Genomic DNA, 13,402 nt, shown 5'->3' on the forward strand with positions numbered 1-13,402 from the left:
GTTCAGCGCTTTATCGACGTAAGCCGCGTCGATATGCACCGGGTGTCCCGCATGGTTGCCCGCCGCGAACGACACTTCTTCCAGCAGCTTTTCAATCACGGTATAAAGCCGCCGCGCGCCGATATTCTCGGTCTTCTCGTTCACTGAAAACGCAATTTCCGCCATCCGGCGAATGCCTTCCGCGCTGAAGTCGAGATGCACGTCTTCCGTAGCCAACAGCGCCGTGTACTGCTTGACCAGGCTGGCATCGGTCGTATTCAGGATGGCTTCGAAATCTTCCACCGACAGCGAATCCAGTTCGACACGGATCGGAAAACGTCCCTGTAGCTCGGGAATCAGATCGCTCGGCTTCGAAAGATGGAACGCGCCGCTTGCGATAAACAGAATGTGATCCGTCTTGATCATCCCGTATTTCGTATTGATCGTGGTGCCTTCCACCAGCGGCAACAAATCGCGCTGTACGCCCGCACGCGATACTTCCGCGCCGCCCGCTTCGCTGCGCGACGCGATCTTGTCGATCTCATCCAGGAACACGATGCCGTTCTGCTCCACGTTCTGTACGGCCTTCGTCTTGACCTCTTCGTCGTTCAGCAGCTTGCCGGCTTCTTCGTCGGTGAGCAGCTTCAGCGCTTCCTTGACCTTCACCTTGCGCTGCGTCTTTTTGCCGCCGCCCATGTTCGCGAACATGGAACGGATCTGGTCCGTCATCTCTTCCATGCCCGGCGGCCCCATGATGTCCATGCTGGCTTGCGGCGCTTCGACATCGATCTCGACTTCCTTGTCGTCGAGCAAGCCTTCGCGCAGACGCTTGCGGAACGTCTGGCGCGTGCTGTTCGCGCTGTCGTCCTGCGTTTCGCCGGCACCGAAACCGACGGGACGCGCGCTCGGCAGAAGAATGTCCAGGATCCGGTCCTCGGCACGGTCGACCGCCCGCGAACGCACTTTGCGCATCTCGGTTTCACGCGTCTGCTTGACTGAAATCTCGATCAGGTCGCGCACGATGCTGTCCACATCGCGCCCGACGTAACCGACTTCGGTGAACTTCGTGGCTTCGATCTTGATGAACGGCGCGTCGGCGAGTTTTGCGAGGCGCCGCGCGATTTCCGTCTTGCCGACGCCGGTCGGTCCGATCATCAAAATGTTCTTCGGCGTGATTTCCTGGCGCAACGGCTCGGCGACCTGCTGGCGGCGCCACCGGTTGCGCAACGCAACAGCTACAGCCTTTTTCGCGCGGCCCTGGCCGATGATGTGTTTGTCGAGTTCCGAGACGATCTCGGCGGGAGTCATGGTTGTCATCGTTGGTCCTTGTCCTGTTACTCGATCGTCTCGATGACGCGATTGTGGTTCGTGTAGATGCACATGTCGCCGGCGATGGTCAGCGCTTTTTCGACGATTTCGCGCGGAGAGAGTTCGGTGTTTTCCGTCAATGCCTGGGCCGCAGCCTGTGCATAGGCGCCGCCTGAACCGATCGCGCAGATGCCGTTTTCCGGGTCGAGCACGTCGCCGTTGCCCGTGATGACCAGCGTGGTTTCTGCGTCGGCGGTAATCAGCATGGCTTCCAGCCGGCGCAACATGCGGTCGGTGCGCCAGTCCTTTGCGAGTTCGACGGCGGCACGCGTCAGGTTCCCTTGGTGTTTCTCGAGCTTTGCTTCGAAGCGGTCCAGGAGCGAAAAGGCATCGGCCGTGCCGCCCGCGAAACCGACGAGTACTTTGCCGCCATAGATGCGGCGCACTTTCTTGGCGCCGCCTTTCATCACGATATTGCCCAACGTCACCTGGCCGTCACCGCCCAAGGCGACCTTGCCGTCGCGTCGCACGGAGACGATCGTCGTGCCGTGAAATTGTTCCATGTGCATTCCTTTGAAAGCTGAGGGGCGCGCTGCGCCGCCGGGGAATCCTTGGGGAGCGTGGAAGAGGCCGGGCGCGTGCGGCATTGCGCTCGACGGACTCTCGTCACGCCCGCGCAAAAAGAGCGCGTCCAATCCATTTTAGGGCGCGGGGGGAATTATCAAGACGCATCGGCCGGCATCTTGCATTCGATGGCCACTGCCGGCCGATCGTCATATGGAATAAGCGTTGCGATGGTTGAAAGACGCGCGCAAAAACAAAAAGGCACACGAATTATCGTGTGCCTTTTTAGTGCTTCCCGGATGCCTGAAGCAATTTCGCAGTCGGCGCGTTTCCCGCCGCGGCTTCAGCCGCAGCGCGTGCCGGCAATGTGCATCAGTCGCCGAACAGCTTCTGGCGCAATTCGCGTCGTTCCTGCGCTTCGAGCGAGAGCGTTGCCGTCGGCCGTGCGATCAGGCGCGGAATGCCGATCGGTTCGCCGGTTTCCTCGCACCAGCCGTAATCGCCGGACTCGATGCGCGCGAGCGACTGCTGCACTTTCTTCAGCAGCTTGCGCTCACGGTCGCGGGTACGCAGTTCGAGGGCATGTTCTTCCTCGATCGTCGCGCGGTCCGCCGGGTCCGGAACGATGACGGTTTCCCGCAGGTTTTCCGTCGTCTGGCCCGCATTCTTGAGAATATCGGCCTGCAACTGCTCCAGTCGGACCCTGAAGAACGCGAGTTGATCGCCGTTCATGTAATCCTTGTCGCCCATCTTCAGGATTTCGTCTTCGGTCAACAATCGATTCGTCGTCATCTGGCTTGCTTCTTCAATGTGGGGCGATGTCGTTCGCCATCTTCGCGGTCGCTCGCCGCGCTCGCCGCCGCCGTTGTCCGGATCTCCCGGCTTCCGGCGATACTCGCCAACAACTACTCCATCCACCGGTCAGGCCAAAGCCTGCTTCTTGCACGGCGCAATACGCGCCTTGCAGACAATTCCCTTGGGATTGATTTTCAAGCGAACCGCCCGCCATCCGATGTTCGGAACAACACTTACCTAGCACTTCCACCTTCTTGCCCTGCTACCTTTTAGCGTCGTTTTCGCGTGCACGGCACGCTCGGGACTTCCGGCGCAGCTACGGGCAAACCCTTGACACTTCAGGCAAAACCGTATCCAGGGCTGTTCCGGTGGGGGCTGTATTGTAACTGAATCGCCATGGCATACGAGGCTCACGCAAAACGCTCCCCCGATTCGTTCGATATCTCAAAAATATAACGCGGTGACGTTTAAAAAGCGATGGTTCTTGGTGGGTGCGAGCACATATTGCAACGGTGGTCGTCGCCAAAAATCGCCGGCGGCAATCCGGGTGGTCCAGGCGCCAAGGATTTTAGCTGTCCCAATGCGTCACATTGGGTGCGCGACGGGCGAGAAATAGCGAGAGAAGTGCCGGAAACAGGCGCTTTTGGCGTCGATGGGCGAAAAAAATGCGCAAAACCGATAAACGGCTTCGCGCATGGCTCATTCAGGCCGGTTCGGCGAGGCTCAGACCAGGCAGGCGGTAAGCCCGTCGATGATCAGATCCTGCGGCAACTCGATACCGATAAACACCATCTTGCTGTTCTTTTTCTCGATCGGCTGCCATTTTGCTGCAAGGTCGCTGCCCATCATCTGGTGCACGCCCTGGAATACGACCTTGCGATCCACGCCTTTCATATATAGCACGCCCTTGTAGCGCAGCAGGCGTTCGCCGTAGATCTGCAGAATCCCGCCGAGGAAATCCTCGAGGCGGTTCGGATCGAACGCGCGGTCGCTGCGAAACACGAAGGACTTGATCTTGTCGTCGTGATGCGCGTGATGATGGTTCGCGTGGCCGTGCTCGTGGTCATGGCTGTGATCGTGGCCGCAGGTTGCGTGGTCGTGATCGTCGTCGTGGGCGTGGTCATGACCGTGGTCGTGCCCGTGCTCGTCATGAGCGTGATCGTCTTCCGCGAGGAAATCCGGGTCGATTTCGAGCTTTGAATTCAGATTGAATCCGCGCAGGTCGAAGATTTCCTTGATGTCGGCATCGCCGAAATTCACCACCTTGATGGCCGCGCGCGGGTTCATGTGCACGAGACGGTGCTTCAGGGCTTCGAGCGCGGCGGCATCGACGAGATCCGACTTCGTGATGAACAGGCGGTCGGCGAAACCCACCTGACGCTGCACGACTTCGTGTTCGTCGAGCTGGTGGTTCGCGTGCTTGGCGTCGACCAGCGTGATGATGGCGTCGAGCAGGAATGCATCAGCAATGGCGTTGTCCATGAAGAACGTCTGCGCAACCGGGCCCGGATTCGCGAGGCCGGTGGTTTCGATCACCACGCGGTCGAAGTTCAGCGTGCCGGCCTTCTTGCGATCCGCGAGGTCTTCGAGCGCGCGCGCCAGATCGCCGCGAATGGTGCAGCAGATGCAGCCGTTGCTCATCTGGATGATCTGCTCGTTCGTTTCCTGAACGAGGATCTCGTTGTCGATGTTTTCTTCGCCGAACTCGTTCTCGATCACGGCGATCTTCATGCCGTGCTGGTCGTTCAGGATGCGCTTGAGCAGGGTGGTTTTGCCGCTGCCCAGAAAGCCGGTCAGGATGGTAACGGGAATCATGATGGTCGCCTGTTCTCTGGAGTCAAAGGTTATTCGTGCAGCGTGGTTCCGGGCGGCGCGGTTGTCGCGCGATGCGTCATTGCCTCGAAATCACGCAGTCAGCCAATTATTTGAACATACTTGTCAAGAGGGTGCTTTGCAGCGCCTTCCCGAACTGTCAACCGAGCTATCAACTATGGCCGCTCATTCGATTTGCAACAATAGGCCTTTCAGGTATTCCCCTTCAGGAAACGCGGTCAAAAGCGGGTGATCGATGCCCGCGCCCAGGCGTTTCAGGATGCGCGCGTCGACTTTCGCGTCGGCTGCGGCGCCCGCGATGATCTTCTGGAACAAATCGGCGTCGATCGCGCCCGAGCACGAATACGTGAACAGCAGGCCGCCCGGGCGCAGCAGCTTGAACCCGGTGAGATTGATGTCTTTGTAGGCGCGCGCGGCCCGGTCCACATGTTCCCGCGATGGCGCGAATTTTGGCGGGTCGAGCACGATCAGATCGAAGCGCTGTCCTTCTTCGTGCAATCGACGCAAGGTCTTGAAGGCATCGGCGTCGAGCCATTCGGCGCGCTCCGGGTCGAACCCGTTCGCCGTGACGTTGCGCTGCGCGAGGGCTAGCGCGTCGCCGGAGGAATCGATCGATACGACTCGTTTTGCCCCGCCTTTCAACGCCGCAAGCGAAAACCCGCCTGTGTAGCAAAAGCAGTTGAGTACGTCGCGCTCTGCTGCGTATTCGCGAACAAGCGCGCGGTTGTCGCGTTGATCGATATAAAAGCCCGTCTTATGGCCGTGTTTCACGTCCACGTAGTAACGCACGCCGCCCTCGTTTGCGATCATCAGTGCTTCGGGCGGCGGGTCGCCAGCCAATACGCCGGTGATGGGTTCGAGGCCTTCTTTCTGCCGGATCGATACATCCGATCGCTCGTAGACGTTCGGGCAACCGGTCGCACCGATCAGTGCTTGAACGATGGCGTCCTTCCACATTTCCACGCCGGTCGCCATGAACTGGCAGACGAGCTGGCCACGACGGGCTTCATCGTCAGCAATGTAGTGATCTACGATCAACCCCGGCAATCCGTCCGCCTCGCCGAAGATCAGCCGCGTGGCGCCGGTATCGCACACCATGGTTCGCCGGTGAGCGATTGCCCGTTGTACGCGCCGCTTGAAAAACGCGTGATCGATGGGCTCGGTTTCATCGAAACTCCATACGCGCGCGCGAATCTGCGACACAGGGCTGTACGACCCGCGGGCCAGGAAGCGGCCTTCGTGCGAGCGGATCATCACGGTCGCGCCGGGCGCGGGCTTGCCCTCCACATGTTCTATGGCGGTCGCATAAATCCACGGATGGCGGCGCGCGAGCGACTTGTCTTTCGCCGGTTTCAGCGTGATGGTGTTCATTCGACCTTCTTGTGAACGCGCTGACGGATACGGCGCAGCCACGCTTTGTTGTTCCTGGCGATCTGTAACAGCCGGGGTGAAGCGTTGCTCTAGTCCCGCTTCTTGGCGCGAGGATGGGCCTGGTCGTAGACGCGCGCCAGATGCTGAAAGTCGAGAGACGTATAAACCTGGGTCGCGGTAATGCTCGCGTGCCCGAGGAGCTCCTGCACGGCGCGAAGGTCGCCGCTGGATTGAAGCACGTGCGTGGCAAACGAATGCCGCAGCACGTGGGGATGCACATTGGACGGAACGCCCGCCTGCAGTGCCATGCGTTTCACCCGGTCGCGCACTACATTCGGCGTCATCCGATTGCCGCGTACCGATAAAAACAGCGCATGGGGATCGAGCTTCACGAATTGTCCGCGCACTTCAATCCATGCACGCAAAGCCGTGATCGCCTTGCTCCCGACGGGCACCGACCGCCGCCGGTTGCCCTTGCCGAGCACGTTCACTTCGGCGCTAGCCAGATCGAGCCAGCCTGCTGACGAATAACCATCGGATTGCACGAAATGGACGTCGATCCCGACCAGTTCAGCCAGGCGCAAGCCGGACGAATAGAAGAGTTCAAGTATGGCGTGGTCGCGCAAGGCTTCGGGTGTGTCGGCGTGGGGCGCTTCCATGAGAGCGTTGGCGTCATCCACGGAAAGCGCTTTAGGCAGGCTTTTCGCGCGTTTCGGCGCGCGCACGGTGGCGACGGGATTCGCAGCCATTTCGACGCGCTCGGCGAACCATCGGTAAAACGCCCGCCAGACCGATAAGCGATGCGCAATCGAACGCGCCGACAGGCCGCCCCCATGAGCGCGGGCCACGGCGCCGCGCATGTCCGTTGCAATGAGGGATTCCAGCGCGCGGCCATTGGCGAGCTTTTTCAGCTCGTCGAGTTCATGCGTGTAGCCGCGCAGCGTATGTTCCGATAAACGCCGCTCATGCTCGAGCATCGATAAATAGGCGGCGACCGGATCGGCGTTCATGTCAGTGGGGCAGCAAGCGGCTGAGCGCTGCGCTGCCGAGCGTGCCGATCTGCGAAAGGAAGTCGGTTGCCATGCCTTCATGGAAACGGCGCGGATCGGGCGAACCCATCACCAGCAGGCCGAACGCGGGCGCTTCGGGTCCGGCCGACGGATCGCGCAGCGCAATCAGCGCGATGGACTCGGTGGTGTTCGCGGTATCGACGACACCATCCGTAGTTGCCGAAGCCACCGATACCGAACTCGCCGACGTCAGCCATTGCGCCGCCTCGAATCCCGTGTTCGCGCCGCAATACGGCGCGGCGAGGCCACTGGTGAAGGTGCGTACTTCCGCGCTCGTGGTCCTGGCAAACTCCGCCTGTGCGTAAGGCTCGGCTACGTCCCACACGCGCAGCGCCGCCTGCGGCACGTCGAAAATTTCGCACAGACCTGCGGGAATGGTCTTCGGCAATGCGTGCGGATCGCGCTCGGACATGACCCGGATGGTCCACCGATGAAACTTGGCAGCAATGCTGTCGTTCTCGTGTCCGTAGCGCAGCAATTCGGCTAGCCGCCGCTCCATCTGCTTGTTTTTGTCGCGCAGCATTTCCATCTGCCGTTCCTGCAGCGACACGGCCGACTTGCCATGCGGATTGGACAAGCGGATGGTGCCCAGCAGCTCGGCGTGCGCAGCGAAGAAATCCGGATTGGCGAGCAGGTAATCGGCGACTTCTCGTTCGGTCATGGTATCGGGCAACATCGGGTTCCTGGCGGTCAGTCGGCTGTGGCGAGGTCGGCGGGAAGCTCGATCTCGCCTTCGAATACGGTGGTGGCCGGGCCGGCCATGAAAAGCGCGGCGTCCGGATCGCGCGTGCCGTCCCAGGTGATGGTGAGCACGCCGCCATGCGTCTGAACCCGAACCGGCGAGTCAAGCAGCCCACGGCGAATGCCCGCAGCAACGGCTGCACACGCACCCGTACCGCAGGCGAGCGTTTCACCCGCGCCACGCTCGAAGACTCGCAGCTTGACGGCGCTCCGGCTTTCGATTTGCATGAACCCCGCGTTCACCCGCTTCGGAAAACGCACATGATGTTCGATCAACGGCCCTTCGGTCAGCACTGGCGCGGTCTCGACGTCGGCGACGACCTGGACGGCGTGAGGATTGCCCATTGAAACCGTGGAAATCCAGCGGGTTTCGCTTTGCACGTCGAGCGGCCAAAGGGTATCCGCGCCTTCGGTGCGCCCTTGCAATCCTTCGGCATTGAACGGCACGCGCTGGGGTTCGAACTCGGGACGCCCCATGTCGACCATGACGTCGCCGTTTTCCTGCATTGTCAGAACGATTACGCCTTGCTGCACTTGCACCCGGACGCTCATTTTGTTGGTCAGGCCGCGGTCGCGAACAAACTTCACGAAACAGCGCGCGCCGTTGCCGCAATGTTCGACCTCGCCGCCATCGCAGTTAAAGATTCGATACTTGAAATCCACGCCGTCGATGTCCGGCTTTTCAACCAGCAGCAACTGGTCTGCGCCCACGCCAAAGTGGCGGTCCGCGAGCGCGCGCACCTGCGCCGCGTTCAGCGAAAGCGGTTTAGAGTAGCCGTCGATCACGACAAAGTCGTTGCCCGCGCCGTGCATTTTGGTGAATTCGAGTTTCATGTCGCTATTGTAAGTGACGCGAAGGCTGCGCATGCACTAGGCCGAATGGGGGGTGAGCCCGGATTCATGCAGCAATCGCGAGCCGTTTCCCTGATACTGGATTCTCAGTAAAAGCCCGGCTCGCCGGGTGGCCGAGTTTTGAAGCGCTTGTGTACCCAGTAGTACTGCTCGGGCATGAGGCGCACCTGCTCCTCCAGGAACGCGTTCATGCGGCGCGCGTCGGCATCGTCGTCGCCAGTGGGGTAGTTGTCCCAGGGCTTGAAGACCTTGAGCTTGTAGCCCTTGTAGTTCGGCAGGACTTCGCCCACGAACGGCATGATCTGCGCATGGCCGGTCTTGGCCAGCCGGCCGACTGCGGTAAGCGTGCACGCCTGGACGCCGAAGAACGGCACGAAGGTCGAATTGCGCATGCCGTAGTCCATATCGGCGCCGAGCATGACGGGCTTGCGGTCGCGCAGCCACCGCAGCACGATCCGGGCGCTGTCAGCGCGGCTGGCCATTTCGGCGTCGAAACGGCCGCGCTGCTTCTTCGCGACGTCGTCAAGCGTCTTGTTCGACATGGGCTGGTACAGCGATCCGCACGTCCGGTGCAGTTCGTGGTTGATCCAGACCGAGGCCGCTTCAATGGCGACGAAGTGAAAGCCGAGCAGCAAGGTCGGCGGCATGTCGGGGTCCAGCAGATCGACCTGGCTTTCCACCTGGATCAGCTTGGCGAGCTTTTCAGCCGGGGCGAACCATTGCACGCTGCGCTCGACGTAGCTGCGGATTGCGTGCCGGAAATGCTTTTGCGCGACTTCTTCGCGGCGTTCGGGCGTCCACTCCGGAAAGCAGAGGCTCAGGTTGATGTGCACGATCCGTTTCCGGTGGCTCGGAATCTGATAAAGCAGCCAGCCGAGGGCATCGCCGAAACGAGCCGTGATGCCGTATGGAATCAGGGCCAGCAGTTTCAGCAAGCCGACTGCGAGCGCAACCCCGATGCGGCCTAACATGTGACGCTCCCGAGGATCGTTACGGCTGGACTGGTGCAATACCGGGAAGCGTCCCGGGCTTTGAAAAAGTGAGGGTTGGTGTTGGTTGGCGACAAACGGTCTGCTCTGTGACAAATTAGAGAAGTCGCTATAATAAAACCTTCGCCGAGTTAATGGACAACTTGCGGGGCGAAGCCGGAACGTGCTTAACGGTGCGTTTCGGACCATGTTTTCCGCTAAAGCGTCGCCGCTTCAGACTCCAAACGAAGTCGGCTACGTGAGTAACTTACCCGTATCTAAATTGGAGTCTGAAGCGTGTCAAACAACTACTTCTTTACCTCTGAATCCGTCTCTGAAGGCCACCCGGACAAGGTTGCCGACCAGATCTCCGACGCCATCCTCGACGCCATCCTGGCTCAGGACAAGTACTCCCGCGTCGCGGCCGAAACGCTTTGCAACACTGGCTTGGTCGTCCTGGCGGGCGAAATCACAACCCAGGCGAACGTCGACTACATCCAGGTCGCGCGCGACACCATCAAGCGCATCGGTTACGACAACACGGATTACGGCATCGACTATCGCGGCTGCGCCGTGCTCGTGGCATATGACAAACAGTCGCGGGATATCGCGCAAGGTGTTGACGCCGCGCACGACGACAACCTCGACCAGGGCGCCGGCGACCAGGGCCTGATGTTCGGCTACGCCTGCGACGAAACGCCTGAGTTGATGCCGCTGCCCATTCACCTGTCGCACCGTCTGGTCGAGCGTCAGGCGAACATGCGCCGCGACGGCCGCCTGAACTGGCTGCGTCCGGACGCGAAGTCGCAAGTCACCGTGCGTTATGTCGATGGCAAGGCGCACAGCATCGATACCGTCGTGCTGTCCACGCAGCACGCGCCGGACATCGAATTGAAGGCGCTGCGCGAAGCGGTGATCGAGGAGATCATCAAGCCGGTGCTCCCGCCAGAGCTGATCAAGGGCGACATCAAGTTTCTGGTGAACCCGACCGGGCGTTTCGTTATCGGCGGTCCGCAAGGCGATTGCGGCTTGACAGGCCGCAAGATCATTGTCGATACCTACGGCGGTGCTGCGCCTCACGGCGGCGGCGCGTTTTCGGGCAAGGATCCGTCGAAGGTCGACCGCTCGGCGGCTTATGCGGGACGTTATGTCGCGAAGAACATCGTGGCCGCGGGCCTGGCTTCACGTTGCCTGATCCAGGTGTCGTACGCCATTGGCGTGGCGCGCCCGACTTCGGTCATGGTGAACACGTTTGGTACGGGCCGCGTGTCGGATGCGAAGATCCAGGAGCTCGTGCTCGAGCATTTCGACCTGCGTCCGAAGGGCATCATCCAGATGCTCGACCTGCTGCGCCCGATCTACGAGAAGTCGGCTGCATATGGTCACTTTGGCCGAGAAGAGCCGGAATTTACGTGGGAAGCCACGGACAAGGCATTGCTGTTGGCTGAAGCCGCTGGTACGGAACCCGTAACCGAAACGGCTTGACCTCCACGTATGGAAAAGCCCGCCAAGCGTTGTTCACGCCTGGCGGGCTTTTTTTTACCGGGGCTGGAGTGCTGCGCGCAAAGGCTAGTGCTACTTTGAAATAATCAGCGGGTGGAAAACCCAAACCATCCGGCGCTGGCAGAAAGCCTGCGCGGGCGTCGGCTAGACGTATTAATTACACCCGGTAATGGTTTTGATTTTGAGACAGGCGCACGTAATTGCGCCGGTTTTCGCAATAAGGCTTTGAGCGTCGCTTGCCGCGATACCGCCCTTAACCGAAGACTGGAAAAGAAACCGTGAAACCAGGAACGAATACCATCCACGGGATGCGAGTTTCTGAAACTTCCTGCAAGTAATTGAGTGCGCGCCGAATGATGGCGCAGGGCACGGACGACGCGTCGTCCAGCGGGGCGTGCGGCGCGGACGGCGGCACGTGTAAGACGATTGGCGAAACGGATATTCATGGATCTCACAAGCCTGAGTTGCCAAAGCAATGACCCGACAGTAGCCGTGTCAAAAAAAGCGTTCAACAGTTCGAGTAATTGAAGACAAGAAAAGTTGCTGAACGAAACGCGCAATAATTTAATAGATATTCATCGAAAGCGATTTTCGATGTGCTCTCTCAATGCCCGGCAGATTATCGAAGAATTGTTACTGCCGGAAGTCAGCACTTTCCCGCAGGAAAGTTCGACCATGGGCGCTCGCGCTCCGGCACGCTGGACATGCTGTGGCGATTTACAATCAGCGTATTCGCCCTGAATTTGCGGGCCGCTTACGGTTTCCTTGACCGCAGGCAGCCGGCAAGACGCATTTCCCTGTGAGCCGATATGCCGAATCAAACGAAGTTGGAACAAGTCCGCGTGTTGCGGGAAAACGGTTACGTCGTGGTGCCCGGTCTTGTCTCGCCCGAGCGCTGCGAAGCCATGCGCAACGTCGCACGGGAACAGTTGGCGCAAGCGGCTGCGCCGGTGGAATTCGAAGCCGACCTGCAATACCCCGGCGCTCCGAACTCGAAGGACGCGCCCGGCGGACACACCGTGCGCCGACTGCTCGACGCCTACAGCCGCGATACGCTGTTCGCGGACTGGGCAACGTCGCCCGATGTGCGCGGCTGGATGGAAACCTACTTTGGCGAAACGCCCGTGCTTTCACGCGCGCATCACAACTGCGTGATGACGAAGCATCCGGCATATGGCAGCCTGACCGGATGGCATCGCGATGTGCGGTACTGGAATTTCGAGCGCGACGACCTGGTTTCAGCGTGGGTCGCGCTCGGTAACGAGACGGTGGAAAACGGCGGGTTGTGGTTCGTGCCGATGTCGCAGAAGTTGCCGTTCACGTCGGAGCGTTTTGATGACGCCAAGTTCTTCCGCTCCGACCTGCCCGAGAATGCGGCGCTGATACACGCCGCGGTATCGCCGAAACTGAATGCCGGCGACGTGGTGTTTTTCCACTGCAACACGTTGCATTCCGCCGGCAAGAACCTCACCGATGCCGTGAAGTTCTCGCTCGTCTACACGTACCGGGGCGCGAGCAATTTCCCGTTGCCGGGAACGCGCTCGGCGGCGAAGGAAGACGTTCCGTTGGTCTGACGCTCCGGCTTAACGGCCCTTGCTCGGAATGGCCAGGCCGATAAGCCCGGCGAGCATGGCGACCATGCCGCCGGCGATCAGCCAGATTGTCTTGTTCGTCGGCGAACCGGTGAAAAAGCGCGACACATCGTTGCTCAGCGAATGGAACGACTGGCCGCCGAAGTAAAGCAGCACAACGCCGCCCACGATCAGCGCAATGGAAATCGCCTTGGTCATATAAGTCTCGTCTGTGTGTGGACCGAAAGCTTATTCAACCCGGCCGGATGCGTCCAGCATCGAAACAATGGCTTCACGCGGGAGCGCTTCCGGGCGGCGGCGCGGGCGTTTCGGCCGGCTTGATGCCCGGCTTGATCTGGCGGAGCAAGTCAGCTTGCACGTTCGCGTAGTCGGTACGGTTCGTCCAGACGCCGATGTTCAGCTTCGGGCCGGTATCGGTGTACTCGGAGACGGCAATCCACGGTTTGTTTTTTTCATCGTTGATGATGCGCGGGTCGGTTTCCACGATCCGGTGCAGCGAAGCCAGCGTTTTCTCGATGTTCTGGTCTTCCGGAATGATCACGTTCAGCACCACGCGCCGGCGATCGTTCGCGGTGAAGTTCGTGACCGGGTTTGCCCAGATCGTGCTGTTCGGCACAAACATGATGACGCCGTCACTTTTTGTCAGGCGCGTGGTGAACAGGCCGATCTCGTTGACCGTTCCTGCCGTCGCACCCACGCCTTCTATGTAGTCGCCCACTTTGAAAGGCCGAAGCAGGAGCAGCATCAAGCCGGCGGCAATGTTCTGCAGCGTGCCTTGCAACGCCAGGCCGATCGCCAGACCGGCAGCGCCGAGCACGGTCAGGAA

The 13,402-nt window shown here is 60.3% G+C and carries 13 protein-coding genes; 2 read left to right on the forward strand and 11 right to left on the reverse strand.

Annotated features, from left to right (window positions below):
* From hslU to ACRXB1_RS16210, 9 genes are all read right to left on the reverse strand, one after another.
* Positions 1–1,296: ATP-dependent protease ATPase subunit HslU (hslU, locus tag ACRXB1_RS16170; protein WP_449492545.1), on the reverse strand; the 1,296-nt coding region annotated here is incomplete at its 3' end.
* Between the two features lie 17 nt (positions 1,297–1,313).
* Positions 1,314–1,850 (reverse strand): ATP-dependent protease subunit HslV, encoded by a 537-nt coding sequence (hslV, locus tag ACRXB1_RS16175; protein WP_062168607.1) that lies wholly within the window; start codon positions 1,848–1,850, stop codon positions 1,314–1,316.
* Positions 1,851–2,223: 373 nt separating this feature from the next.
* The gene (gene dksA, locus ACRXB1_RS16180; protein ID WP_062168608.1) at positions 2,224–2,643 is read right to left on the reverse strand and encodes an RNA polymerase-binding protein DksA; all 420 of its coding nucleotides are present in this window, start codon (positions 2,641–2,643) and stop codon (positions 2,224–2,226) included.
* A gap of 726 nt (positions 2,644–3,369) precedes the next feature.
* Positions 3,370–4,461, reverse strand: a complete 1,092-nt coding sequence (locus ACRXB1_RS16185; RefSeq protein ID WP_449492546.1) for a CobW family GTP-binding protein — start codon at positions 4,459–4,461, stop codon at positions 3,370–3,372.
* A gap of 183 nt (positions 4,462–4,644) precedes the next feature.
* On the reverse strand, positions 4,645–5,850 hold the full coding sequence (locus ACRXB1_RS16190) for a class I SAM-dependent rRNA methyltransferase (RefSeq protein ID WP_449492547.1): 1,206 nt from the start codon (positions 5,848–5,850) through the stop codon (positions 4,645–4,647).
* Between the two features lie 89 nt (positions 5,851–5,939).
* Positions 5,940–6,860 (reverse strand): tyrosine recombinase XerC, encoded by a 921-nt coding sequence (xerC, locus tag ACRXB1_RS16195; protein WP_086381455.1) that lies wholly within the window; start codon positions 6,858–6,860, stop codon positions 5,940–5,942.
* A 1-nt stretch (position 6,861) separates the two neighbouring features.
* Positions 6,862–7,581 (reverse strand): DUF484 family protein, encoded by a 720-nt coding sequence (locus tag ACRXB1_RS16200; protein WP_062170339.1) that lies wholly within the window; start codon positions 7,579–7,581, stop codon positions 6,862–6,864.
* A gap of 29 nt (positions 7,582–7,610) precedes the next feature.
* A complete protein-coding gene (gene dapF / locus ACRXB1_RS16205; protein WP_449492548.1) occupies positions 7,611–8,495 on the reverse strand; it encodes a diaminopimelate epimerase in 885 nt (294 codons plus the stop codon).
* Positions 8,496–8,599: 104 nt separating this feature from the next.
* A complete protein-coding gene (locus ACRXB1_RS16210; RefSeq protein WP_062168611.1) occupies positions 8,600–9,484 on the reverse strand; it encodes a lipid A biosynthesis lauroyl acyltransferase in 885 nt (294 codons plus the stop codon).
* A 294-nt stretch (positions 9,485–9,778) separates the two neighbouring features.
* On the opposite strand from ACRXB1_RS16210, the gene metK reads away from it, so the two are divergent.
* Together metK and ACRXB1_RS16220 are read left to right on the forward strand one after the other, a co-directional pair.
* Positions 9,779–10,966 carry a methionine adenosyltransferase gene (gene metK / locus ACRXB1_RS16215; RefSeq protein ID WP_062168612.1) on the forward strand — a complete coding sequence of 396 codons (1,188 nt, stop codon included), beginning with the start codon at positions 9,779–9,781 and terminating at the stop codon, positions 10,964–10,966.
* Between the two features lie 827 nt (positions 10,967–11,793).
* Entirely contained in the window at positions 11,794–12,558 is a 765-nt protein-coding gene (locus ACRXB1_RS16220) for a phytanoyl-CoA dioxygenase family protein (protein ID WP_449492549.1), read from the forward strand.
* Positions 12,559–12,567: 9 nt separating this feature from the next.
* Here the strand turns inward: ACRXB1_RS16220 and ACRXB1_RS16225 are convergent, their stop codons facing one another.
* Together ACRXB1_RS16225 and ACRXB1_RS16230 are read right to left on the reverse strand one after the other, a co-directional pair.
* Positions 12,568–12,774 (reverse strand): DUF3185 family protein, encoded by a 207-nt coding sequence (locus tag ACRXB1_RS16225; protein WP_062168621.1) that lies wholly within the window; start codon positions 12,772–12,774, stop codon positions 12,568–12,570.
* A 73-nt stretch (positions 12,775–12,847) separates the two neighbouring features.
* Positions 12,848–13,402: mechanosensitive ion channel family protein (locus tag ACRXB1_RS16230; RefSeq protein ID WP_449492550.1), on the reverse strand; the 555-nt coding region annotated here is incomplete at its 5' end.

This window comes from Caballeronia sp. M23-90 (genome assembly GCF_053574605.1).